This is a genomic window from Bradyrhizobium sp. ORS 86, assembly GCF_045571475.1.
Taxonomy (GTDB): domain Bacteria; phylum Pseudomonadota; class Alphaproteobacteria; order Rhizobiales; family Xanthobacteraceae; genus Bradyrhizobium.
The window spans coordinates 2,874,421-2,896,011 of record NZ_CP120699.1 but is presented as its reverse complement, the minus strand read 5'-3'; the positions used below and the strand labels follow the sequence as shown (position 1 = coordinate 2,896,011).

Annotated in this window: 25 protein-coding genes and 1 pseudogene; 10 read left to right on the top strand and 16 right to left on the bottom strand. The window is 64.1% G+C overall.

The genetic code is table 11. The features are described 5' to 3' along the window. Positions 1-2: 2 nt before the first annotated feature. From flgH to P6U25_RS12995, 3 genes are all read left to right on the top strand, one after another. A complete protein-coding gene (gene flgH, locus P6U25_RS13005) occupies positions 3-755 on the top strand; it encodes a flagellar basal body L-ring protein FlgH (protein ID WP_407151565.1) in 753 nt (250 codons plus the stop codon). A 220-nt stretch (positions 756-975) separates the two neighbouring features. Then, positions 976-1,416, top strand: coding sequence for a hypothetical protein (locus P6U25_RS13000; protein ID WP_407151564.1), 441 nt, complete (start codon positions 976-978; stop codon positions 1,414-1,416). 98 nt (positions 1,417-1,514) lie between these two features. Then, positions 1,515-1,808: an antibiotic biosynthesis monooxygenase gene (locus P6U25_RS12995; RefSeq protein ID WP_280976967.1), complete on the top strand. Its 294-nt coding sequence runs from the start codon at positions 1,515-1,517 to the stop codon at positions 1,806-1,808. A 161-nt stretch (positions 1,809-1,969) separates the two neighbouring features. Here the strand turns inward: P6U25_RS12995 and P6U25_RS12990 are convergent, their stop codons facing one another. From P6U25_RS12990 to P6U25_RS12970, 5 genes are all read right to left on the bottom strand, one after another. Next, positions 1,970-2,398, bottom strand: coding sequence for a DUF1801 domain-containing protein (locus P6U25_RS12990; RefSeq protein WP_407151563.1), 429 nt, complete (start codon positions 2,396-2,398; stop codon positions 1,970-1,972). Between the two features lie 118 nt (positions 2,399-2,516). Next, complete coding sequence (locus tag P6U25_RS12985; protein WP_407151562.1) at positions 2,517-2,753, bottom strand: hypothetical protein; 237 nt, start codon at positions 2,751-2,753, stop codon at positions 2,517-2,519. Positions 2,754-2,829: 76 nt separating this feature from the next. Then, a complete protein-coding gene (locus P6U25_RS12980; RefSeq protein WP_407151561.1) occupies positions 2,830-3,261 on the bottom strand; it encodes an SRPBCC family protein in 432 nt (143 codons plus the stop codon). Then, positions 3,258-3,581, bottom strand: a complete 324-nt coding sequence (locus P6U25_RS12975) for an ArsR/SmtB family transcription factor (protein WP_407151560.1) — start codon at positions 3,579-3,581, stop codon at positions 3,258-3,260. Before P6U25_RS12975 ends, P6U25_RS12980 begins: the two co-directional genes overlap by 4 nt. A 306-nt stretch (positions 3,582-3,887) precedes the next feature. After that, a complete protein-coding gene (locus P6U25_RS12970) occupies positions 3,888-4,316 on the bottom strand; it encodes a DoxX family protein (protein WP_407151559.1) in 429 nt (142 codons plus the stop codon). Positions 4,317-5,325: 1,009 nt separating this feature from the next. Between P6U25_RS12970 and P6U25_RS12965 the strand changes: the two genes are divergently transcribed. Next, positions 5,326-6,057, top strand: a complete 732-nt coding sequence (locus tag P6U25_RS12965; RefSeq protein ID WP_407151558.1) for a carbonic anhydrase — start codon at positions 5,326-5,328, stop codon at positions 6,055-6,057. Between the two features lie 197 nt (positions 6,058-6,254). Here the strand turns inward: P6U25_RS12965 and P6U25_RS12960 are convergent, their stop codons facing one another. The 5 genes from P6U25_RS12960 to P6U25_RS12940 form a co-directional block, all read right to left on the bottom strand. Next, positions 6,255-7,040 (bottom strand): 2-keto-4-pentenoate hydratase, encoded by a 786-nt coding sequence (locus P6U25_RS12960; RefSeq protein WP_407151557.1) that lies wholly within the window; start codon positions 7,038-7,040, stop codon positions 6,255-6,257. 87 nt (positions 7,041-7,127) lie between these two features. Further along, a complete protein-coding gene (locus tag P6U25_RS12955; protein WP_407151556.1) occupies positions 7,128-8,156 on the bottom strand; it encodes an SDR family oxidoreductase in 1,029 nt (342 codons plus the stop codon). A gap of 173 nt (positions 8,157-8,329) precedes the next feature. Next, the gene (locus P6U25_RS12950; protein WP_407151555.1) at positions 8,330-9,157 is read right to left on the bottom strand and encodes a phytanoyl-CoA dioxygenase; all 828 of its coding nucleotides are present in this window, start codon (positions 9,155-9,157) and stop codon (positions 8,330-8,332) included. Positions 9,158-9,415: 258 nt separating this feature from the next. Further along, positions 9,416-9,781: an RNA polymerase-binding protein DksA gene (gene dksA / locus P6U25_RS12945; RefSeq protein WP_197082755.1), complete on the bottom strand. Its 366-nt coding sequence runs from the start codon at positions 9,779-9,781 to the stop codon at positions 9,416-9,418. A 210-nt stretch (positions 9,782-9,991) separates the two neighbouring features. Beyond that, complete coding sequence (locus P6U25_RS12940; RefSeq protein WP_407151554.1) at positions 9,992-10,603, bottom strand: NAD(P)-dependent oxidoreductase; 612 nt, start codon at positions 10,601-10,603, stop codon at positions 9,992-9,994. 104 nt (positions 10,604-10,707) lie between these two features. On the opposite strand from P6U25_RS12940, the gene P6U25_RS12935 reads away from it, so the two are divergent. Next, positions 10,708-11,094, top strand: a complete 387-nt coding sequence (locus P6U25_RS12935; protein ID WP_407151553.1) for a winged helix-turn-helix transcriptional regulator — start codon at positions 10,708-10,710, stop codon at positions 11,092-11,094. A gap of 24 nt (positions 11,095-11,118) precedes the next feature. Here P6U25_RS12935 and P6U25_RS12930 read toward each other — a convergent pair whose 3' ends face one another. Beyond that, the gene (locus tag P6U25_RS12930) at positions 11,119-11,532 is read right to left on the bottom strand and encodes a flagellar assembly protein FliX (protein WP_407151552.1); all 414 of its coding nucleotides are present in this window, start codon (positions 11,530-11,532) and stop codon (positions 11,119-11,121) included. A gap of 265 nt (positions 11,533-11,797) precedes the next feature. Here P6U25_RS12930 and P6U25_RS12925 point away from each other — a divergent pair, with 265 nt between their 5' ends. The 4 genes from P6U25_RS12925 to P6U25_RS12910 all read left to right on the top strand — a co-directional run bounded on the left by P6U25_RS12925 (position 11,798) and on the right by P6U25_RS12910 (position 14,348). Then, on the top strand, positions 11,798-12,922 hold the full coding sequence (locus tag P6U25_RS12925) for a flagellar basal body P-ring protein FlgI (RefSeq protein ID WP_407151551.1): 1,125 nt from the start codon (positions 11,798-11,800) through the stop codon (positions 12,920-12,922). Beyond that, positions 12,922-13,278, top strand: coding sequence for a flagellar assembly peptidoglycan hydrolase FlgJ (gene flgJ, locus P6U25_RS12920; RefSeq protein WP_407151550.1), 357 nt, complete (start codon positions 12,922-12,924; stop codon positions 13,276-13,278). The genes P6U25_RS12925 and flgJ overlap by 1 nt, the downstream gene beginning before the upstream one ends. 22 nt (positions 13,279-13,300) lie before the next feature. Continuing rightward, entirely contained in the window at positions 13,301-13,798 is a 498-nt protein-coding gene (locus P6U25_RS12915) for a hypothetical protein (protein ID WP_407151549.1), read from the top strand. Between the two features lie 163 nt (positions 13,799-13,961). Further along, positions 13,962-14,348, top strand: coding sequence for a hypothetical protein (locus P6U25_RS12910; RefSeq protein WP_407151548.1), 387 nt, complete (start codon positions 13,962-13,964; stop codon positions 14,346-14,348). Between the two features lie 11 nt (positions 14,349-14,359). Here the strand turns inward: P6U25_RS12910 and P6U25_RS12905 are convergent, their stop codons facing one another. The 3 genes and pseudogenes from P6U25_RS12905 to P6U25_RS12895 form a co-directional block, all read right to left on the bottom strand. Next, on the bottom strand, positions 14,360-14,725 hold the full coding sequence (locus P6U25_RS12905; protein ID WP_407151547.1) for a hypothetical protein: 366 nt from the start codon (positions 14,723-14,725) through the stop codon (positions 14,360-14,362). Between the two features lie 26 nt (positions 14,726-14,751). Beyond that, positions 14,752-15,117 carry a flagellar biosynthesis regulator FlaF gene (gene flaF, locus P6U25_RS12900; RefSeq protein WP_280972510.1) on the bottom strand — a complete coding sequence of 122 codons (366 nt, stop codon included), beginning with the start codon at positions 15,115-15,117 and terminating at the stop codon, positions 14,752-14,754. A gap of 205 nt (positions 15,118-15,322) precedes the next feature. Continuing rightward, positions 15,323-16,920, bottom strand: a pseudogene (locus P6U25_RS12895) (flagellin). Between the two features lie 369 nt (positions 16,921-17,289). Between P6U25_RS12895 and flbT the strand changes: the two are divergent. Further along, a complete protein-coding gene (gene flbT, locus P6U25_RS12890; RefSeq protein ID WP_407151546.1) occupies positions 17,290-17,721 on the top strand; it encodes a flagellar biosynthesis repressor FlbT in 432 nt (143 codons plus the stop codon). A 74-nt stretch (positions 17,722-17,795) separates the two neighbouring features. On the opposite strand, the gene P6U25_RS12885 is transcribed toward flbT, so the two are convergent. Then, positions 17,796-19,676, bottom strand: a complete 1,881-nt coding sequence (locus P6U25_RS12885) for a flagellar protein (protein WP_407151545.1) — start codon at positions 19,674-19,676, stop codon at positions 17,796-17,798. A 7-nt stretch (positions 19,677-19,683) separates the two neighbouring features. Continuing rightward, entirely contained in the window at positions 19,684-21,561 is a 1,878-nt protein-coding gene (flgK, locus tag P6U25_RS12880; protein WP_407151544.1) for a flagellar hook-associated protein FlgK, read from the bottom strand. Positions 21,562-21,591: the final 30 nt, after the last annotated feature.

The window sequence follows — 21,591 nt, the reverse complement described above, 5'->3', positions numbered from 1 at the left end:
TCATGTCCTGGTATCGTATCAACCGTCTTGTCCTGACCGGCGCCCTGCTCGCGCTCGGCACAATCGCCAGCGGTTGTTCGTCGATCGACCGGCTCTCCCAGATCGGCGAGCAGCCGAAGCTTTCGGCGATCGACAATCCGACCACGCAGCCCGGCTACAAGCCGGTGCAGATGCCGATGCCGAAGCCCGAGGTCGCCTCCTACAGCCCCAACTCGCTGTGGCGAAGCGGCTCCAGGGCCTTCTTCAAGGACCAGCGCGCCGCGCGCGTCGGCGACATCCTGACCGTCACCGTCAACTTCACCGACAAGGCTGCGATCGCCAACGAGACGCAGCGCAGCCGCACCAGCACGGAAGATTCCGGTATCACCAACTTCCTGGGCTCGCAGACCATCACGCAGGCGAACAAGATCCTGCCCGGCCGCATCCTCACCACCGATTCGACGTCCAACAGCGACGGCAAGGGTTCGGTGAACAGGCAGGAAGCCTTGCAGACCAACGTCGCCGCCGTCGTCACCCAGGTGCTGCCGAACGGCAATCTCGTGGTCGAAGGCAAGCAGGAGATCCGCGTCAATTACGAAATTCGCGAGCTGATCGTGGCCGGCATCGTCCGTCCGGAGGACATCCAGAGCGACAACACCATCGACTCCTCGAAGATCGCGCAGGCCCGCATCGCCTATGGCGGCCGCGGCCAGATCACCGACGTGCAACAGCCGCGCTACGGCCAACAGGTGATGGACGTCCTGCTACCGTTCTGACCTTTTACGAGCTCCCACATCACGTCGCGAACCTAGGCGCGGCGCGGTGTACCGACGCGGCCTCCGTTAGCTCCCCTGACGGAGGCCGCGGCTTTCCTGCATTGCGAACAAGTTGCGCGGCTGTCTTCTTGGTCGGTTAACCTTCGCGGCAGAGCGCAGTGGCGATTCACGCGATTGCAAATTAGCTAGACGACCACGCAGGGGTTGCAGTTCAACGGCCATGCTCAGAGACGGTCAATATGCGGCGTGGTTCCGGACGCCGCGCGGCGAAGGCACCGGAATAGTCCATCTCTCAAACGGCAGGATCAGCGGCGGCGACGCCGTGTTCGTCTATGGCGGCTCCTATCAGCTCGATAACGACCATTTCACCGCGACGTTGACGACGCGCAGATATGCCGACGGCCCGACCACCGTGTTCGGTTGCGACGAGGTCGAGGCGCAGCTCACCGGCTGCTTCAACGGCAACCGCGCGGTCTGCTCCGGCACGGCGAGGCAGGCGCCCGGCGTCGTGTTCGAAGCCACGCTGTTCCTGCAGCAGCAGGAGCAACCTCCCGCGCCCGGCCCGAAACCCACACTGTCGCAGACGGATGTGGCAAGACTGCCGAAACTCCCGTCCGACCGCCGCGCGGCAAACCCGTTCGCAAGCAAGCGCTTCGGCTGATCCCCGCCCCGATGCCGATGGCGTCTCAGCCCGGGCCGGCGTACCATCGCGCATGCGCGAAGCGCAGCCCGATCGATGCAGCCGGAAGGAGGATCCCCATGTATGCCGCCATCCGTCAGGCCAAGGCGAAAGCCGGCACCGCCGAAGAACTCGCGCGCCGGATCAAGGAGGGAGCGATCCCGATCATCAGCGACGTCGAAGGCTTCATGGCCTATTACGTGGTCTATGCCGGCGACGACACGGTGACCGCAATCAGTGTCTTCAACAACCACGCCGGCGCCGAGGAGGCCAACCGTCGCGCGCTGGCCTGGATCGACGACAATCTCGGTCCGTTGCTGGTCGGGCAAGCCAGCGCGGTCGCAGGTCCGGTGATCGTGCATACGATGGCATGAGCGCCGGCAACGGCAGCACCGCGGGCCTGGTCGTCTTCACAGACTTGAATCCGCTGTGGATGCTGGCCGGCGCTTCTCTCGTGCGCCTCGCCGGCGTTCATAGGGGCCGGGCCATTTAAGGATGCGCGGCTCGTCGACCCACGACGACGACCGCGAGAGCATCACGCTTTCTTGCTCTTCCGCGCCGGCGCGCCTGCCACCGCAGCCGCCTTCTTCGTCGGCTTCCTCGCCTTCGCCTGGTTGAACGCGATTGCGGCGCGGATCAAATCCTTCAACGCGCGTTCATTGATCTTATCGCCCTCGAGCCAATCGATCGCGCGCCGCGCATTGCCTTCGAGCCCGGCGTTGAAGAGCTTGTCGGGATCGGGAAGGCTCGCACCGTGCATGAAGGTCAGCTTCACCTTGCCCTTGTGGGCATTGGCGACCGCGATGATTCCATCGCGATACCACACCGGGCTTCCCATCCACTTCCATTCCTCCGTGATCTCCGGGTCGGCGGCGAGGATGGCCTTGCGCATGTTGGCAAACGTCTTACCGCGCCAGTCCGTGAGCTCCGCGATCATCCGGTCGATGCGTTCCGATGGGGTCATTAATACCTCGTGGTGTGGTCCCGCGTCATGAAACCACGACCGTGATACCGGGTTCGAGGCAAAAGTCGAGAGCGGCGACATGTCTCGTGTGATCCTCGCCGCCCTCGATGTCGTGCGGCTATTCGGTGCGCACCGCTCCGCTCACGGCATATCCGCTGCGCCACTTCGCGGCATAAGGCAGCGCGAACATGTAGAGGCCGGTGAGCAACAGCAGGATGAGTGGGAACAGCGCCAGCAAGCCGATCCAGAGTGCTTGCTGCTGTTGGATCATGGCGACGATGTTGACGATGACGGCCAAGGTAAAGGCGATCGACAGCCAGCGATGAAACTGCCGGATCCAGTTATTCCAGTTCAATATGACCTCCTGCTGAGACGAATTGATAGGGATCGGCGAGCCGCCACGCGGCGGCCCACCTCGCGCGCGGCGAACGTCAGTCTCCCCGCGCCAGCAGTTCATCGAGCTTGCCAAGGAACTGCTTCCATCCGGCGTGAGCGCCGCCAAAGGCCTGCTTGTGATGCGGCTGGAAGCCGGCCTGCTCGACGCGCAGGTGAGTGCCGCCGGCGGTGGGCGTGAGCGTGAAGGTCACCACGCTCTCCAGATTGTAAGCGGGGTCCTCATGCGCGAAATTCCAGGTGTAGGCCAACGTCCGGTTCGGCTCGACGGTCAGCACCTTGCAATCCAGCACGCCGCCCCACTCGCCGCGCAGATTGAAGCTGTGTCCGACGATGGGCCTGAAGTCGTTTTTCATCAGCCATTCCTCGATCAGATGCGGTTGCGTCAACGCGCGCCAGAGCTTTTCCGGCGGGTGCGGAAACTCACGTTCGACGATGGCGGAGCGCGTTTCGGTCGCTTGCATGGTCATTGGTCCATCCTTTTGAGCAGATCTTCGAGGTGGTCGAACCGGTTCTGCCAGAAGCCGGCCATCTGGCTGGTCCAGTCGATCAGCGGAGCCAGCGCACCAAGCTGCGCGCTGTAGTGGGTCTGCCGGCCTTCGTGGCGATCCCGCACCAGCCCGGCCTGCTTCAGCACACCGAGATGCTTCGAGACGGCCGGTTGCGAGATGCCGACATGCACGGTCAGGGCTCCGACCGTCTGCTCTCCGTTGCGGCACAGCCGCTCGAAAATGGCCCGCCTTGTTGGATCGGCGAGTGTTCTGAACAGCACGTCGTGAGCTTTAGACATCAATCCATAACCCGCTGGCTATGGATTAACGTATAACCATCCAGCTATGGATCAGTCAAGCCGAAATATGGGCGCTAAGACTTAGCGGTAAGACTTAAGAGTCCTTCCCGGCGGCATCGTCCGCGAAACAGGCGGCGGCCTAGCAATAACCCGAAGGTTATCGCCGCCGCGGCAGGTGCGTTGATTTGCCCGCACGCGCAGCGATCGCCATAGAATTTGGCGATCCCCGCTGCGCCAATCCGGCACCTGGCGAAGCTAACGACAACGTCGAGCGCATCGGCACGGACAACTGAGACTCGTGCGAATTCAAGCAGGAGCTTTTTGCAATCGACGCTCCCAAGGCAATGCCGGCACCTTTACCGCAAAAGCCCCATCACCGAGAAGCGCCTGGACGACCAACATCACCGCCCAAACGAAGGGCATTTCCCATCCGCCTTCGACAAACCAAAAATTCTTGCGGACCATCCAGAAGTGCGTCGCCCCGAGCATCATCGGCAACGTGTACAAGCTGACCCAGCGAGTATAGACGCCGAGCAGCAACAGCACCGCCGACGCGAACTCCGCGCTCAACGTGTAAGTCAGCACCCATTCCGGATAGCCGGCCTTCAGCAGGCCGTTCCACCAAAGGCTGATCGGCCTCAAGATGAATTTCCCGTAGAGCGCGGCCAGGAAGAGGCCGGCAATCGTAATCCGCAAAACGAAAGCAGCGTAAGGCGCGGTCCGTTGGTCAATCATCGGAATGCTCCCAGATGGAACGGAAGCGCTTCATCCAAGCCGCCGGGCGCCCAAGGCGATATGTTCAAACTGACGTCCAGCGACGGCTGCCATTCGGCGCAACCGCTAATACGATTAAGAACAATGCTTCATTGAAGGCGCAGCCTCGAACCTAGTCTATCCGTAGAAGTCCCGGTGCCGACGGCTCTTCCTGCATACTCGGCCTCTAAACCGGCGGATGTCCCTATTCCTCCGAGCGAGGTGCGCCAGGGCGCCATCAGAATAGTAAGGTGGCGAAGGCGCGCAGCGCCGTGCCCGCCGTTCCAGGCGGTGCTCGGTTTGTCCATCGACGGGCAACTCAGTCAGAAACCTGTCAAGCCCGCGCGACGAAAATATTAATGACATGCAAGACTCGGACTCATCATGTCGCGAGAATGCGAGCCACATCCTCCGTCGTCATGCCCCGCGCATCCAGTACGCCGCAGCCTCTCGGCTCAAGCACCAGCGTCTCTGGAATACTGGGTCACCCGCCTTCGCGGGTGACGACACCGCGCTGTTTGACAGACGAATCCGAAGCCTCACGCCGCCATTGCGAGCGAAGCGAAGCAATCCGTCCCGCCGCAAGCGAAGCAATGGATTGCTTCGTCGCGGAGCTTGTGATCGGGCGCGTTCGCGCGACCCGTTGGCTCCTCGCAATGACGGCATTGAGACATCGAGCAAGACCTATCCCCAGCGTCGTCTCGGCGCAGGCCGGGACCCATTACCCCGAATGTCAGTTGTCGCAAGACGCCGGGGCCGCCATCCCGTTCATCGGCAACGGGGTCGTGATAGGTCCTGGCCTTCGCCAGGACGACGATCGGGAGCCTGTTGAGGCACAACAGCATCCAATATTTTCAGAGGCAGCAGTGAAAGACCACAGCGTACCGGACCCCGTGTATGCGCAGGTATGACGGCGGTACGCAGATTGCCTCGCTTCGCCCGCAATGACATAAATTCATCAGCGATGTCGCCGTCGCCATGGAGAACCCTCATGTGCCAAGTCTGCGATGCCTCTGCTCTCACCCGAACTTCGCGGCGCCGCTTCATCGCCGCAGCCGGCGGGATCGCTGCCAGCCTTGCCTTCGCGCCGCCCGTGTTCGGCAAGGAGACCAAGCCGCCGCCGAAGCCGCAGAACGTGTTGTCGCCGGATGCGGCGCTGGACCGGCTGATGAAAGGCAACGCCCGCTATGTCGAGGGCGTGTCGCGCCGGCACGATTTCAAGCATGAGCGCGAGGCGCTGGCCGGCGGTCAAAACCCCTTTGCCGGCATCCTGAGTTGCGCCGACTCGCGCATCGCGCCGGAATATGCGTTCGACAGCGGCCGCGGTGACCTGTTCGTCTGCCGCGTCGCCGGCAATTTTGCCAGCGACGAGGAGGTCGCGAGCCTGGAATATTCGGTGTCTGCGCTCAACGTGCCGCTGTTCATGGTGCTCGGCCACGACAGTTGCGGCGCGGTGGACGCCACCATCAAATCGCTGAAGAACAACAGCACCCTGCCTGGCCATCTGCCATCGCTGATCAAGGCCATCGCGCCCGCGGTGAAGGCAAGCGAAGGCAAGCCCGGCGACCTCCTGGCGAACGCGACCCGGCAGAACGTGATCGACAACATCAGCAAGCTGAAGTCGGCGACGCCGATCCTTAGCGCCGCGGTCGACCAGGGCAAGCTCAAGGTCGTCGGGGGCATCTATCGGCTTCGCGACGGCAAGGTCGAATTGATGGTGTGATGCGTGTTCGCGGAATGGGGCAACAAACTCACTGTCGTCCCTGCTTTCGCAGGGACCCATACCCCGCAGCGGGCATTATGAACGGGACTCGTCATTCCAGCGACACGCATCAATGACCATCGGTGGTTATGGGTCCTGCTTTCGCAGGGACGACAGCGCATATGTGGAGCCATCTCCTGATACGGAGATGTGCTGTTTCACGTGAACGTCGCCTCGACGGTGCCGAGTCCATCGAGCTCCATCACGACGCTGTCGCCGGCCTTCAGCCAAACGGTCTTGACCAGGCTGCCGGTCAGCACGATCTGGCCTGCGTGCAGGCCCTTGCCTTCGGCGGCGAGATGATTGGCGAGCCAGGCGAGCGCGTTGTGGGGATGGCCGAGCACATCGGCGCCGGAGCCGCGTCCCGCCTCTTCGCCGTTGACGATCGCGCGTCCAGTGACGTGCAGCGGATTGAGCCCCGAGATGCGCGGCACCGCCTCCCCGAGCACACAGCCGGCGGCGAAGAAATCGTCGGCGATCAGCGTTGGCGCGCCGAGCGTCTCCCACTTCACATAACGGTCGTCGACGATCTCGATCGCCGGACAATAGGCCTCGATCGCCTCCGCCACCCATTCGGCGGTGAACGGCGCTTCGCCCGCCGCGAGATTGCGCGCCAGTCTTACCGCGATCTCGCACTCGACGCCGACATGAACATAATCGGTCACCTGCAATCGCGCGCCGCTGTCGTGCACGACCTTCTCGAATACGCCGCCGCCGCAGGGATGGGAGATGTTGAGATACTCCTGCATCACCGCGCTGGTGCAGCCGATCTTGTAGCCGACGAGACTGCCGGCCTGTCCGCGCAGCAGATCGTGCACCGCCCGCTGGACGCGATAGCCTTCGGCTTCGTCGCGCGGCACGATATCCTTCGGCAACGCCTTCAGCGGCGCGCGGCTGCGGCGGGCGGTAGCGATCGTTTTTGCGGCCGCGAGGATCCTATCCATCGGCGCAGCCTCCCTGAGGTTCTGTCTGCTCGTGGCAATTCACCACTCAGGGAGAGGTCTGGCAAGCGCGCCGGGCTGTGCGCACCGTCACGACCTGACCAGGCCGAGCCTGATCAGGCTTTCGGCGGTCGCAACGATCATTTCCCCGTTGCCGCGCGGGCGCCAGTCGAGCAGGTCTTGCGCCTTCGCACTGGTCGCCCGCCTGACCTTGCCGAGCAGGGGCAGGGCCGCCCGGGCCAGCGGATTGCGCCGCGCCGCAAGCCGCATCAGCCAGTCCGGCGCTTGGAACCGCGGCACCCGCCGCGCCCGGCTGCCGAGCTTTTGACGCAGCACGCGAGCAATTTGCAGCACCGACATGGTCTCGCCGGCGACCGCAAGGAAGCGCTCGCCATTTGCCTGGGGCGAAGTCATGGCGCGCAGATGCAGGTCGGCGACGTCGCGCACGTCGACCAGGCCGAAATAGATCCGCGGCACCGCCGGCATCGCGCCGTCGAGCAGCGCCTTGACGATGCCGATCGAACTGGAGAAGTCGGGGCCGAGCACCGGCCCGAACACGGCGGTCGGATTGACGACGGAAAGTTCGAGGGCGCCGCCCTCGCGGGCGATGAAATCCCAGGCCGCGCGCTCGGCCAGCGTCTTGGATTTCGGATAGGCCTGCACGTCGTCGCCATCGAGATTGGTCCAGACCGCCTCGTCGAACGGCGCCGATCGCGGCGGATGGCCGTAACCGATCGCGGCAAACGACGACGTCACGACGACGCGCTTGACACCGGCGTCGCGCGCCGCGCGCAGCACCCGCAGCGTCCCTTCGCGCGCCGGAACGATCAGCTCGTTCTCGTCATCGGGCACGTGGGTCAACAGCGGCGAGGCGACGTGCATCACGTAGTCGCAACCGGCCGCAGCCTCCTGCCAGCCGTCGTCGCGCAGCAGATCGGCGGTGACGAAGCCGACCCTGTCGGGCGTGGACGCACCGCCCGCGCGCAGCATCGCGAGCACATCCTTGTTGCGATCCGGCTTGCGGACCGTGGTCCGCACCTCGTGCCCGGCGGCAAGAAGTTGCAGGATCACATACGTGCCGATGAACCCCGATCCGCCCGTGACCAACACCGTGCTCATGTTTCTGCCCTTTCCCAGGGTTCGGCGGCGGCGCGGCATCGTACCACCGGCAACGGCGAGGATATCACGACGAGTCATGTCGCGGAGATAGCCCCACCCGGATCACATCTGGCGATGTGATCCGGCCTCCCCCGCAAGCGGGAGAGGCCGACCTCGTTTGCGGAATGACCGCTTCAATCAAACACCATCCCGCCTCGCTCCATGCCGAGCGCGCGCCGGATCGCGATCTCGACCGGCGAATAGGCGCCATCGTCGCGCTCGAGGCGGTACGGCTCGCTCGCACCCAGCGACGGCTGGGCCATGAAGCGCGGCGTTCGCCCCCGATGCTTCTGCGCGGCATGCACGAGGAAGGGATGGCACAGATAGACCGTGCCCGCCTCGCCCGTCGCCAGCGCGACGTCGCAATCGGCGCCGACCTTGTCGAGCTTCATGCGCGCACGTCCGGCTGCGCCCGCTGGCGCCAGATAGCGGGCCATCGGGAGGTGCGAGCCGACCCTGATCCGCGTCGGCGCATCGTCCTCGCCGACGTCGGAGAACAGGAACAGCATCAGCAGCGCCCGGCCGCGCGAGACAATGTTGACCCGCCAGGCGGAGAAGTCGTGCCGCTCGCTCGGATCGCAATCGTCGCCGGGAAAGCTGACATCGACATGCCAGCCGGTGTCGCCGGGATCATCCGGATGCGGAAAGCGCACCGGGAACGTGCCGATGTTGTCGCGCGGACTCCAGCGGCCGGGACCTGCGATCTGGTCGAAGGCCCGATGCAGTACCGGCGTATTGATCGCTTGCCGGAACGGATCGCCGCCATATCCGGGCAGCCGGATCACCGGCTCGGTCCAGGTCGATGGATCATGCGCGCTGCACGGCAGGTCACGCCACATGATGGCTTGACCCTGCTCCGCAAGTTCCCGCGGGAAGGCATTGTCAATCCTGACAAAACCCTGTTCGATGAAATGTGCGATTTGCGCGTCGCCAAGTGCCCGCGCGTCGTCTCGATCGTTCATGATTGTCTCTCAATCTGTCGCCAGCCATCGACGCTCCGCGATGCGCGGAATTCGGCCGGCTCGTTCGATTCGCTGGAATCCCGCCAGGCAAAGCCTGTGGGGCTGATCAGCTCTTCCCGGCGGAAGCGGGCTCCCTCGCGGGAGCGGGATCAGCGGGCCAGGAAGAAGGCCGAAGCGATGTTGAGAGTGTGTGTCATCATGGCGGCGCGAACCTACAACCGGTGCGCGCCGGAAGCAATGCGTGGCGATCCGCCGCCACTACTCGTCGCGATAGACCTTCTCGCGCTTCTCGTGGCGTTCCTGCGCCTCCACCGACAGCGTTGCGATCGGGCGGGCTTCGAGCCGCTTCAACGAGATCGGCTCGCCGGTCTCTTCGCAATAACCGTAGGTGTTGTCTTCGATGCGCTGGAGCGCCGCGTCGATCTTGGAGATCAGCTTGCGCTGACGGTCGCGGGCGCGGAGCTCGATCGCACGGTCGGTTTCCGAGGACGCGCGGTCGGCCAGGTCGGGGTGATTGACGTTCTCTTCCTGGAGCGTTTGCAGCGTGATCTTCGATTCGCGGAGGATCTCGTCCTTCCAGGCCAGCAGCTTGGCGCGGAAATATTCGCGCTGCCGCTCATTCATGAAAGGCTCTTTTTCAGTCGGCCGGTAGTTCTTCAGCTTTTCCAAAGGCAGCCATGTCCCTGTCAGGCGGAGGGAACAGCTCCCCTCCGCGCGGCGCCTTATATAGCCACGACATGTGACAGACAATATCTGCCACCGCCAAAGCGGGTCTGCCCCCAAGGCCTTGCACAGGCAACCTTATCCGGCCCCCGCGTGGCGCACCCTGGGCTCTCAATAACCGACCGTGAAACGGCTCCGGATGTGCGCGGGGCGCTCCATCTCGTCGGCGAGTGCAACTGCGAAATCCTCGAAGGAAATCCAGCTTTTCCCGTCGCCCGCGGTCAAAAGCTGGTCCGTCCCCAGACGGAACTTGCCGGTCCGCTCGCCGTCCACGAACAGCGCCGAGGGCGACAGGAAGGTCCAGTTGAGTTCCCTCTCCTGCCGCAGCAAATCGAGGAACTCGGCGCCTTTTTGCGCCTCTGCCTTGTACTGGGCCGGGAAGTTCGGGGTCGTCACCAGCCGGACGCCTGGCGCCACTTCGAGGCTGCCGGCTCCACCGACCACCAGATAGCGGCCGACCCCGGATTGCTTGGCCGCCCCGATCAGCTTGACCGGATCGCTCGCCAGGAAGTGCACCGAACTGATCGCGGCGTCGTGGCGGGCCCACAGCGCGGCGAGCCCAGCCTGGTCGTGGACGTCGCCCTTCTTGGCGGTGACGTTGGGCAGCGCGGCGATCTTCTCGGGATTGCGGGCGATGGCGGTGACGGTGTGGCCGCGGCGGGACAGTTCCGCGGTGATGCGCGAGCCGGCCCGGCCGGATGCGCCGGCAATGGCGATCTTCATCAGAGTCTCCGATTATGTAGTTTCCGATGGTGACTAGATAGCCAATTGGATGTAGGTGTGAAGAACGCACTTACGCGTCACCTGATTACGCCGGAGTAACCGCGATGAAAGCCGCCAGCCTGAAACCGGATGCTTATTCCGCCAATTGCCCGACGCGTCAGATCCTCGACCGCGTCGGCGACAAGTGGGCGGTGCTGATCCTGCTCTTGCTGCGTGACGAGCCGATGCGGTTCAACCAGCTCCGCCGCGCGATCGAAGGCATTTCGCAGAAGATGCTATCGCAGGTGTTGAAGAGCCTGGAGCGTGACGGACTGCTGCGCCGCCGGGCGATCGCAACCGTGCCAGTCACGGTGGAATATTCGATCACGCCGCTCGGGCTGACGCTGGCCGCTGCGGTCGATCCGCTGCGCGACTGGGCCGAGCAGAATTTGAAGGAGGTGCTGGCGGCGCAGCGCCGCTACGACGCGCAGCGCAAGGCGCTCGCAGCCTGAGCACAGGTTGGATGGCGGAGGGATCTAGTGCTGGCCGGCCTTGGCGAGCTCGACCTCGACGCGCAGCTCGATCTCGCCCAGCACGGCATCGAGGCCGGGATCGCCGGAGGATTCCTTCAGGCTCGCCGCCGCACTGCGCAGCCGGCTCACGGTCGAGGCATCGAAGTTGCCGGAGAGCAGCCCGAGCTTGAGGTCGTCGAGCACGTCGAGCGCGCCCCGGCCACGAGCGACCGAGCGCTTGCGGCGTTCGGTCGGGTCTTCCACGCCTTGCAATGCCAGCAGCGCATCGAGACTGGTCGCGGCCTTCGGCGCGGCGGCGGAGCGGACCTCCTCCGGAACCGAGGCAGCGTCCGGCAGCGCGAAGCCGCTCGACGAGGTACGGCGCGTCGAGCTGGTGGACGTGCCAAGCGTGGTGCCGTTCGGTCCATAGATGCGCATCGTGATGATCCCGCGGGCCTGAATGGGCCGAGCATCACCGCCTTATGGTTAACGGCGCGTAAACGGCCCGGCAATTTCTGCCTCCGCACGGCAGTTTCGCGCGGGCTGCCAAATCCGGCGAGAACATCAAGCCTGGTCATTTCGACAAATATATCAATGGATTGCGTGAACAAAACATCATGGCACGAAGCTGGCATGGTTAACGGCGGATCGCCGTCATGGGAGTGTCGCGTGGTCCAGCAGTAAGTTTGTGGGGAGCACCGGGATGCCTGGCATCCGCAACGTAAAACTATTGGGGTTGGCCTGCGCCGCGTTGCTGGCGCTGGCGGGCTCGATGGTGCCTGCCGCCGCGACGTCGCGGATCAAGGACCTCGCCAACATCGAAGGCGTGCGCCAGAACCAGTTGATCGGCTACGGCCTCGTGGTCGGCCTCAACGGCACCGGGGACACCCTCAACAACATCCCCTTCACCAAGCAGTCGCTGCAGGCGATGCTCGAACGCATGGGCGTCAACATCCGTGGCGCCACCATCCGCACCGGCAACGTCGCGGCCGTGATGGTGACCGGCAACCTGCCGGCCTTCGGCACCCAGGGCACGCGCATGGACGTCACCGTCTCCGCGCTCGGCGACGCCAAGGATCTGCGCGGCGGCACCCTGCTCGTTACCCCCCTGCTCGGCGCTGACGGCAATGTCTACGCGGTGGCGCAGGGCACGCTCGCGATCTCCGGCTTCCAGGCCGAGGGCGAGGCCGCCAAGGTCGTGCGCGGCGTCCCGACGGTCGGGCGCATCGCCAATGGCGCGATCATCGAGCGCGAGATCGAGTTCGCGCTGAACCGGCTTCCCAATGTGCGCCTTGCGCTGCGCAACGCCGACTTTACCACCGCCAAGCGGATCGCCGCCGCGGTCAACGATTATCTCGGCGTCAAGACCGCCGAACCGCTCGATCCCTCCACCGTGCAACTCTCGATCCCGCCCGAGTTCAAGGGCAACGTCGTCGCGTTCCTGACCGAGATCGAGCAGTTGCAGGTCGAACCGGACCTCGCAGCCAAGATCGTGATCGACGAACGCTCCGGCATCATCGTGATGGGCCGTGATGTCCGCGTGGCCACCGTCGCGGTCGCGCAAGGCAACCTCACCGTCACGATCTCGGAGAGCCCGCAGGTCAGCCAGCCCAATCCGCTGTCGCGTGGTCGAACCGTGGTGACGCCGCGGAGCAATGTCCAGGTCACCGAGGACGGCAAGAAGTTCGCAGTCGTGAAAAACGGCGTGTCGCTACAGCAGCTCGTCGACGGCCTCAACGGCCTCGGCATCGGACCGCGCGACCTGATCAGCATCCTGCAGGCGATCAAGGCCGCCGGCGCGATCGAAGCCGACATCGAGGTGATGTGATGGGCAGCCTGATCAACAGCGTCACCGGCGGCAAGCCGGCGCAGGCGACGATGCCGCTGTACAAGGGGCGCCCCGATCCGGTGCTGCAGGAGGCGCTCACCAAGGTGTCGCCGCAGGCACAGGCCAAGGCGAAAGCCACCGCGACCGATTTCGAATCGATGTTCCTGAGCTCGATGTTCTCGCAGATGACAGCAGGCCTGAAGGGCGATGGCCCGTTCGGCGACACAGTCGGCACCGGCGTGTGGCGATCGATGCTGACCGATCAATACGCCAAGAACTTCGCCAAGTCCGGCGGTGTCGGCATTTCCAGCGAGGTGTACCGCTCGCTGATCCTGCAGCAAGCCAACCACAGCTAATTCGGCCTCAAGGAGAAGCGCGATGAACCAGCGTCCACAGCAGCGGCCCGCGACCGCCCCCGCCGCACGGTCTGCGACGACGACGCCACCCGATGTCGCACGGCTCGCCAAGGAATTGACGGATGTGATGAGCGCGCTGCTTGTCGTGGTCGAGCAGGAGACCGAATTGGTCCGCGCCGGCAAGGTGCGCGAGGGCATGCAGCTCGAGGCGCAGAAATCGGAATTGTCGCGGCGTTACATGATGGCGGTCGAGCATCTGAAATCCATGCAGACGATGCTGTCGCACACCGAGCCTGAACTACTGGCGACGTTGCGTCGGCACCACGAGACGTTCCGTGCCATGCTGCAGGTGAACTTGACCGTGCTTGCGACGGCGCACGCAGTGTCCGAAGGCATCGTGCGCGGCGTCAACGCCGAAGTGCAGCGCCGCAACATCCCCAACACCTATACCGCGGCCGGACGGCGCGCAGTGCCCGGGCCGCGCAACATGACGCCGATCGCCGTCAGCCGTTCGCTCTGATGCACCGCATCGCTAGAGCTTTATTCAATTCGAACGATGCCAGTCAGCGCCTCGTTCAGCGTGTTCTCTAACAGCCTATTGAGAGGTTCCCCATAGAGTTGCGGATCGTGAGGGGTTGGGATTTGACTCAAGCAAACTAGTGCTTGCGCACTAAGAGGCTGCCATGAGTGCGGATTTCAACATCAAGCCGGTGGGTGCACCGGTTGCGGCGCCGATCGTGTCTCCCGCGAGCGAGACGGCGCAGAAGGCCGTTGCAACCGAATTGCCGCCGAGTCAGAGCGTGACCGCTCCGGAGCCGACCATACGCGTCACGATCGATCCGAATGCCGCCAATGCGCGCGGCTCGAGCCAGACAGCCACGTTCACGAACCAGGTCATCATCGACCGCGATGCCGCCGCCGTGGTCTATCAGGTGGTCGACAATCGCACCAACCTGGTGGTGAGACAGTATCCGGAAGAAGCGGTGCTGCGCCGCCGCGCCTATTTCCACACCCTCGATCTCAGCAAGGTCGCGCCGACCCGCGCGCGCTCAACCGATCGTCAGGTCTAAGCAGACAACGTTCAGGTCGCCTGCGTGGCGTAGGCCTGATCGAGATAAGTTGATCCGGAGGCCGGGTCGGTCACCACGTTCTTGATCAGCGCGGTGCCCGACTGCACCAGCGTGAACTTGGTGTCGCCGATCCGAAACCCGCCGTCCTTGATCAGCACGTCCTGATATTTGCTGGTGCCGTCGCTCTGATAGTGAACCTTGGCGCGGAAGCCCGAGATGTTCGAGATCGTGATGTTGAACGACTTGTTGTTGGCGTACTTCCCGCTCCAGCTACCCTGGTAGAGCTTCGGGTCGACCGCGACATAGGGCGTATTCGACGGCACGGTCAGCCCGACCGCCTTGTAGTTGGCCGACAGGATGCTCATCAAATCGGCCATGCCGAAACTCCGCCGCGGACCGCCGATCAGCCGCGGCCGGACAGGCCGGCGGCGAGATGGCAGTTGATGTCGATCAGCGACTTCAGCTTCGCCGGATCGGGATTCATCTGCATGTCGACAGTCTGTTTCATCACGAACACGCCGATGTTGGCGATGTTCTGCCGGATCTCGAGCGGCTGCGGATTGTCGTTGCCCTCTGCGGCACTCATGAAGATCGACCACAGACGGCGGTTGAACAGCAGCGCCTGCTCCATCTCCTTGCCGGGTCCGGTCCAGTTGGTCTGCACTTCCTGTAGCTGCCGAGCGGCCTTCAACAGCGCCTGCGCTTCGATTTCACGTGGAGACGCAGTCGTGACGGACGTGCGCGCGTAGGCCTGGGCTGCATTCGACATTCAATGACCTCGATGGATGCGGATTTCTTGGGCCGCAGAGACTGCAAAAGATTGCTCATTTTCTATGCCGGAAACGCCTTTAAATATGGTTAGCAACCGTTACCAAATGCGTCTTTCTCGCGGCATGGCGAGGTACTGAATACACGCAGACAAAAAGAAACGGCGGGGCTCTCCCCCGCCGTTTCAGAATCGCCTGTCGCTACGCTTAGCGGAGCAGTTGGAGCACGCTCTGCTGGCTCTGGTTGGCGAGCGCCAGCGCGGACACCGCGATCGACTGGCGGGTCGACAGCGCCTGGCTGTTGGCCGCTTCCTCGTTGGTGTCGGCCAGCGTCAGGTTGGACGAGCCGGTCTGCAGCACGTTGATCAGGTTCTTGGAGAAGTCCTGACGGATCTGCACGATCGACAGGTTCGAGCCGAGGGTCGAGGCCTGAGTGCGCAGCAGCCCGCTCGCGGTGTTGAGCGTCTTCAGCGTGGCGTTGGCCGAGGCGTTGTCCAGGAAGTCGGTTCCCTCGGTCAGCTTGGTGAGGTTGAGACCGGCGGCGTTGAAGGTCACGCCCTGGATCTTCAGCGTCGAGGACCCGGTCTCGTTGAAGGTCAGCTTGAGCTGATCGCCGTTGAGCAGGTTGATGCCGTTGTACGAGCGTCCTGGGCCGTCGTGGTGATCTGATCCAGGATGTTGTTGTACTGGTCGACCAGGTTGGCGCGGTTGGCCAGCGCGGTCGGATCCTGCACCGGGGCGCTGCCGGCGAGGCCGTTGAACTGCTTGCCGGCACCGGCCGCGGTGCCGCCGATCGTGCCGAGGGTCGCCGACGCGGCATCGTTGGTGGTGCTGATGGTGAGCGCCCCGGTCGAGGAGAGCGAGGCCTGCAGGTTGTTGGCGGCAAGCTGGGTGTTGAGGTCGTTGAGCGACTTCACCTGGCCGGCGCCGGTGCCGAAGGTGATGTTGGTGGCGGTGCCGTTGCCGGTGGCGCCGATCGTCAGCGTCAGGCCGCCGAGCGCGGTGGTCGCGGTGCGCGCGGTGGTGCCGGCGGTGAGGCCGAAGGCGGTCAGCGCGGTGCCGGTGCCGGAGATCACCAGATCCTGGGTGGTGCCGGTGCTGATCTGCAGCTTGCCGCCCGACACCGAGGAGGCGGTGGTCGCCCCGGTGATGCCGTCGATCGCGGTGAGCAGGTCGCCGACCGTCAGCGTGCTGCCCGCGCCGGTGCCGAGGGTGACGTTGCCCGCCGCGTCGGTGGTCGAGGTGGTCTGCGCGGTCGAGAACGTGATCGTCTTGCCGTTGACGGTGAGGACGCCGGTCGGCGTCGCCGCCAGGGTGTCGGAGGTCGCCGCGCTGACGAGCTTGGTCGCCGCGGTGATCGGCGCGGGCGTGCCGAGGTTGTTGTTGACGACCGAGCCGACGAGCTGGGCGTTGCTGTAGGTCGGCGTGCCGAGCAGGTTGTCGGCCGTTGCGCCGGTGATCGCGGCGGTCGTCACCGACGACTTCTGGGAGTAGCCGACGGCGGCCTGCAGCGCCTGGTTGGCGACCGACTTGGCGCTGTCGACCAGCTTCTGCAGCGAGGTGATGCCGGTGTTGGCGGCCTGCAGCACCTGCACGCCGTTGCTGATGCCGTCGAGCAGGTTGTTGATGTCGCTGGCGCGGTTGTCGAGCGACTGCGCGGTGAAGAAGTTGGTCGGATTGTCGAGCGCAGAGTTGACCTTCTTGCCGGTGGCAAGGCGGTTCTGCGTGGTGGCGAGCAGATCGGCGGTCGACTGGAGGGAGAGAAGGTTCTGACGAACGGAAGCGGAGAGAACAAGGTCGGACATTTTCATACCTTTCTGGTGTGAAACCGAGGGAAGAAACCGCGCCAATCTTTTCTGATCGGGCGGATAGCCGATCGTGCGGAACAAGCCACGAAAGAAAAGCAAATCTCCCTGATCGCATTTGAGCCAAATGAAAGAGAATAGAATGATCGCCGGCAAATGAGTTTCGTCCGGAAGGCTACTGAGACGACGGAGAATTTCTGCAGTACGCCGGGCCGGCTCTCGCCCGCGTTCACCAAGCGTTAACCATCATGGGAAAGGATCGCCGTCGCATCGGCCCCAAGCCGCGACCGCGGCTGCTAAGCAGTGCCGAACTCGACTTCGATCTGCAGCAACGACGTCCCGCGCGACTGCCGACAGAGGAGAACGGACATGGCCCTGAAGGTGGAACTGAAGCCGAACGAGCGCATCATCGTCGGCAATTGCGTGATCACCAACACCGACCAGCGCGCCCGTCTCCTGATCGACGGCGACCGCATCCCAATCCTGCGCGAGAAGGACATTCTGACGCCCGAGACCGCGGATACGCCGGCGAAGCTGATCTACCTCGCCGTGCAACTGATGTATCTGTCGCCGGATCCGATGGCACACCACCCGACCTATTTCAGCCTGGTGCGCGACATCATCACGGCGACGCCGAGTGCCTGGCCGTTCATCGAGAGCATCAACAATTTCATTCTCAACGGTGACCTCTATCACGCACTGAAGGAATCCAAGAAGCTGATCGCGCACGAAGAGAAGCTGCTCGAAAGCGTGCGAAATCTGCAGGCCGCCGTCCAGGACGACACTCGCAAGAGCGCCTGAGCCTTCCCCCGATCCGACGACAAAAGGCCTCCGCGAGGAGGCCTTTTTTCATGATTGCAATTGCAGCCGCGCGATCAACCGATCGGCAGATACTTCAGCAGTGTCGTCTGGTACAGCATCGACGTGGTCTGATACGACGCCTGCAGACTGGTCTGCAGCGCCAGGATCTTGGTTGCGACCTCGTCCTGGTTCACGCCCTCGATCGAGTCGAGCATCGTCTGCGCCATTCCCTTGAGCTGGGTCTGGCGATCCGTCGCCGCCTTCGTCGCCGATTGCGCTCCGGCGAACTCGGCCTGAACGTCCTGGATCTGCTGCTGCCCGTTCTGCGGCGCGAGGTTTGCCGTCACACGTTGCGCCAGCGCCGTCACCTGCGCGCTTGCATTCGGATTGCTGGCGTTGGTTGTGACCGCCGCGTACACCGCGACGTTCTGCAACAAATAGCGGAACGCCTGCTCGTTGGCGCGCGCACCGTACTGCACCGTGATCGATTGGTCGACTTGCGCAACCGCGGTGCCGCGCGCCGAATCCGTCCCGCTCTCGCCGGTGTACCAGTACACGGTATTCGCAGGCGTTCCCGCCACCAGGCCGGTCGCGGTGTCGAAGGGCGGGCCGCCGACCCGCAACGGCGCCGGGGCCGCAGTGGTGTTGTTTGCGATGCCGAGCGCGCCGAGCGCCGCCGGATTGGAGCTTGAAATCGACAAGTTCGCGCCATCAGCGCCATGCAGCGTGATCGCACCGTTGCTGATGGTCGACGGGTTCTTGGTGCCCGTGATCTGGTCGATCTTCGCCATCAGCGTCTGAACGCTGTCGGTGATGTTGACCTGATTGCCGGTCGCACCCGAGGCCACGAAGGTGATCGGCGTGCCGTTCACCGTGATGGTGTCGCCGGCCGCGAAGCTCGTGGCGAGCGAGTCTGTGCCCGCGGCTCCCGACAGGGTCGTCGCCCCAGTGATCGGCGCAGGCGGCGTGGCCTGGTTGTTGACCGCGCTGCCGGACACCGTCGCGACCGGATTGAAGAAATTGTTCGACGCCGCGATCGCCGACGCCGCGACCAGCGACGTGTCGCTCAACGTCTTGATCGATGACGTCAGCGTCGACTGCAGGTTCGCCGTCGTTGCCGCGGTATCGACGCCGATCAGGAACGAGCCTGCGGGCGGCGGGTTCGTCTTCGTTGCGGTCAACTCGATCGCTTCAGTCGTGCCGTCAGGCAGCGTGAAGTTGAGCTTGATCGTGTCGCCTTCATTCGGATTAACCGCGCCGAGATCGACCGACGCCCCCCGCGGCGTGCCGGTCGGCTGCGTCACGGTGGCGCCAGTCAGCGACGACTGCACCGATAGCAGCTTCAGCCCGAAGGCCGACCCATCCTCGGCGACGCTGGTCACGGTCGTGGTCGCCGGCGGCGACGACACGCTCAGGCGGCCCATATTGTTGGTACCCTGGTCGGCCTGCCTGCGCTCGTTGATAAGCTGCGTGAGGCCGGCCTGCGTCGCGGTGCCGTTCAGCATGGTGTCGGCAGGCACGGTTGCCGGCGTATCCATGGCGCGGCCGGAAAACAAATAGCGGTCGCCGGACTGGCTGTTCAGCATCGCGACCGCATTGGCAAAGGCCGCCTGCGCCGTGATCTGGCCCGAGGTCTGGCCCTTGTCGTTGAGGGTCAGCGTCGCCGTCGTCGATGCGCTCTTCACCTGGGTGCCGATGTCGCTCAATCCCTGCAAGGCGAGATTGGCGACGCCGAGGCGCGTGTTGAGGTTGGACGCGGTGTCGGAGAATGCGTTGATACTGCTGATCTGCGCCCGCAGGCTGAGCGCGAAGCCGCGGTCCGGCCCCTGCCCCGCATAGGTCGTCGAGACCCTGCCGGTTGCGAGCTGCGTCGTCAGATCGTTGAGCTGGCTCCGCAGGTTGAGGATGGTAGACCCGATATAGGAGGTCCTGCCGCTAACGCCGTCGATCGACATTGAACCCTCACATCGCCTGCATCAGCGTGTCGTACATCTGCTTGATGGACGACATCACGCGCGCGTTGGCGGAATAGGCATTTTGCAACGCCAGCAGATGCGCCATCTCATCATCGATGTTGACGCCCGACGTCGCATTCATCTTGCTTTGCAACGTATTGAGCACGACGTCCTGCCCGTCCGCGAGCTGCTTGGCGGCCGTCGCCGCCTCGCCCTGTTGGCTGATGAACTGCCTCGCGAAGCTCAGCAGCGTTCCGGACAGCGGCGCACTGTTGGTGCCGAGGCCGGTCTGCGGCGAATAGCTGTAGGACGCGGTCGACAATTGCGACAGCAGCAGGTTGGCGCGCGTGGTGTCGCCGGCCGCGGTCGGCGGATTGGTCGAGAACACGACGGTGCGCGAGGGATCCCCGACGAGAGAGCTGTTGACGCTGATGCGAGCGGCAAGACCGGTCATCTGCGAGCCGTTCGCGGTGATCGCGCCGGTATAGGGCGCGCCATTGTCGGTGAACATTGGTAGCTGCGGATCGCCCGATGTGAGCGAGGTCACCGTCGTGGTGACGGACGCGGCCGTCACGTCGGTTCGGTTGGCGGCGCCGTCGTCGAGCACGCGCAGCGTCGATCCGGACGGATTGGAAAACTGCAACCCCGTCGTCGCGCCGAGCGCCCCGTTGAGCTGCGACAGCACCGAGCTCATGCCGCCGGAGAAATCGATCCCGAGCACCTCGTCGTTCGGATCGACGGTGGCCGTGTTGCTCAGCGGCAGCACGCTCGGATCGTCGACACGAACGATGGACAGGTTGTGCGTGGCGCCGGTGGTGTTGTCCTTGTAGCTGATGTGGATGACGTTGCCGCTCTGCAACCCCGAGAGATCGAGGTCGTAGCCGGACTGCGCTCCCGCCGATGCCGCAGTGCCCGCGGTCGTCTTGTCCGACAATGCGCTCGCCATCGACGCAGCGAACTGATCGATCTGCGTCTGTGCCTTCACCAGGGTGTTGTCGCGCAATTCGAGATAGGCGGCGATCTTGCCGGAGCGGATCGAGTTGGTCGACACCAGATCATAGCTGCCGCCGTGCGGGAACGTAATGCTGATGGTGCCGACATTGCTCTTGGTCGGATCGGAATTGTACAGCGCGTTAGGCGTCATCGTGCCCTGCGCGTTGAAGCTGAGCTGCGCCGCCTCGGTGCCGACAAGCTGCACGCCGGAATTGGTGAACACGGTCACCTGGTTCTGGCTGTTGGTGACGGTGCGGATGTCCATCAACTGCGAGAGCTGGGTGATGTACTGGTCGCGCTGATCGAGCAGTGCCGCGGTCGACGCGTCGGTCTGGCCGCCGGCCTGGAGCTGGACGTTGATGCGGGCGATCTGGGTCAGCGCGTTGTTGGCCGTATTGACGGAGTCATTGATGCCGGCCTCGGCGTTGGCGCGCAGCGTCTGGATCCCTTGCGAGGTCGCATTGAGCTGCTGCGCCATGGCCTGCGCGGCATTGACGACGCCGATCCGCGCCGATTGCGAATCCGGGCTGGTCGACAGGCCCTGGATCGCGGTCAGGAGCTTGTTGAAGGTATCCTCGATCGTGCCGGTGGAGTCGGGATTGCCGTACACGCTCTGCAAGTTGGCGAGATAGGTCGAGCGAATGTCGGCATAGGACGCCCCCGACGTCTCGGTGCGAAGCTGGGTCTGCAGAAACTCGTCGAGCTGCCGGTTGACGCCGCTGATCAGGACGCTCGATCCGTAATCGCCGGTGGTGCCGGCGACCTGATTCAGTGTCTTCTTGGTGTAGCCGGGCGTCTCCGAATTGGCGACGTTGGACGACACCAGCGACAGCGAGGCCTGCGTGGCGCGCAGGCCCGACATCGCGGTGGAGAGGGCTTGGCTCAAACCCATGATCTGTTACTCGCCTTTACTCATGCCGCG

What these genes read in the sequence shown, in the direction of transcription:
- flgH (WP_407151565.1), top strand. Translation starts at nt 3, where the DNA reads ATGTCCTGGTATCGTATCAACCGTCTTGTCCTGACCGGCGCCCTGCTC.
- P6U25_RS13000 (WP_407151564.1), top strand. Translation starts at nt 976, where the DNA reads ATGCTCAGAGACGGTCAATATGCGGCGTGGTTCCGGACGCCGCGCGGC.
- P6U25_RS12995 (WP_280976967.1), top strand. Translation starts at nt 1,515, where the DNA reads ATGTATGCCGCCATCCGTCAGGCCAAGGCGAAAGCCGGCACCGCCGAA.
- P6U25_RS12990 (WP_407151563.1), bottom strand. Translation starts at nt 2,398, where the DNA reads ATGACCCCATCGGAACGCATCGACCGGATGATCGCGGAGCTCACGGAC.
- P6U25_RS12980 (WP_407151561.1), bottom strand. Translation starts at nt 3,261, where the DNA reads ATGACCATGCAAGCGACCGAAACGCGCTCCGCCATCGTCGAACGTGAG.
- P6U25_RS12975 (WP_407151560.1), bottom strand. Translation starts at nt 3,581, where the DNA reads ATGTCTAAAGCTCACGACGTGCTGTTCAGAACACTCGCCGATCCAACA.
- P6U25_RS12970 (WP_407151559.1), bottom strand. Translation starts at nt 4,316, where the DNA reads ATGATTGACCAACGGACCGCGCCTTACGCTGCTTTCGTTTTGCGGATT.
- P6U25_RS12965 (WP_407151558.1), top strand. Translation starts at nt 5,326, where the DNA reads ATGTGCCAAGTCTGCGATGCCTCTGCTCTCACCCGAACTTCGCGGCGC.
- P6U25_RS12960 (WP_407151557.1), bottom strand. Translation starts at nt 7,040, where the DNA reads ATGGATAGGATCCTCGCGGCCGCAAAAACGATCGCTACCGCCCGCCGC.
- P6U25_RS12955 (WP_407151556.1), bottom strand. Translation starts at nt 8,156, where the DNA reads ATGAGCACGGTGTTGGTCACGGGCGGATCGGGGTTCATCGGCACGTAT.
- P6U25_RS12950 (WP_407151555.1), bottom strand. Translation starts at nt 9,157, where the DNA reads ATGAACGATCGAGACGACGCGCGGGCACTTGGCGACGCGCAAATCGCA.
- dksA (WP_197082755.1), bottom strand. Translation starts at nt 9,781, where the DNA reads ATGAATGAGCGGCAGCGCGAATATTTCCGCGCCAAGCTGCTGGCCTGG.
- P6U25_RS12940 (WP_407151554.1), bottom strand. Translation starts at nt 10,603, where the DNA reads ATGAAGATCGCCATTGCCGGCGCATCCGGCCGGGCCGGCTCGCGCATC.
- P6U25_RS12935 (WP_407151553.1), top strand. Translation starts at nt 10,708, where the DNA reads ATGAAAGCCGCCAGCCTGAAACCGGATGCTTATTCCGCCAATTGCCCG.
- P6U25_RS12930 (WP_407151552.1), bottom strand. Translation starts at nt 11,532, where the DNA reads ATGCGCATCTATGGACCGAACGGCACCACGCTTGGCACGTCCACCAGC.
- P6U25_RS12925 (WP_407151551.1), top strand. Translation starts at nt 11,798, where the DNA reads ATGCCTGGCATCCGCAACGTAAAACTATTGGGGTTGGCCTGCGCCGCG.
- flgJ (WP_407151550.1), top strand. Translation starts at nt 12,922, where the DNA reads ATGGGCAGCCTGATCAACAGCGTCACCGGCGGCAAGCCGGCGCAGGCG.
- P6U25_RS12915 (WP_407151549.1), top strand. Translation starts at nt 13,301, where the DNA reads ATGAACCAGCGTCCACAGCAGCGGCCCGCGACCGCCCCCGCCGCACGG.
- P6U25_RS12910 (WP_407151548.1), top strand. Translation starts at nt 13,962, where the DNA reads ATGAGTGCGGATTTCAACATCAAGCCGGTGGGTGCACCGGTTGCGGCG.
- P6U25_RS12905 (WP_407151547.1), bottom strand. Translation starts at nt 14,725, where the DNA reads ATGGCCGATTTGATGAGCATCCTGTCGGCCAACTACAAGGCGGTCGGG.
- flaF (WP_280972510.1), bottom strand. Translation starts at nt 15,117, where the DNA reads ATGTCGAATGCAGCCCAGGCCTACGCGCGCACGTCCGTCACGACTGCG.
- flbT (WP_407151546.1), top strand. Translation starts at nt 17,290, where the DNA reads ATGGCCCTGAAGGTGGAACTGAAGCCGAACGAGCGCATCATCGTCGGC.
- P6U25_RS12885 (WP_407151545.1), bottom strand. Translation starts at nt 19,676, where the DNA reads ATGTCGATCGACGGCGTTAGCGGCAGGACCTCCTATATCGGGTCTACC.
- flgK (WP_407151544.1), bottom strand. Translation starts at nt 21,561, where the DNA reads ATGGGTTTGAGCCAAGCCCTCTCCACCGCGATGTCGGGCCTGCGCGCC.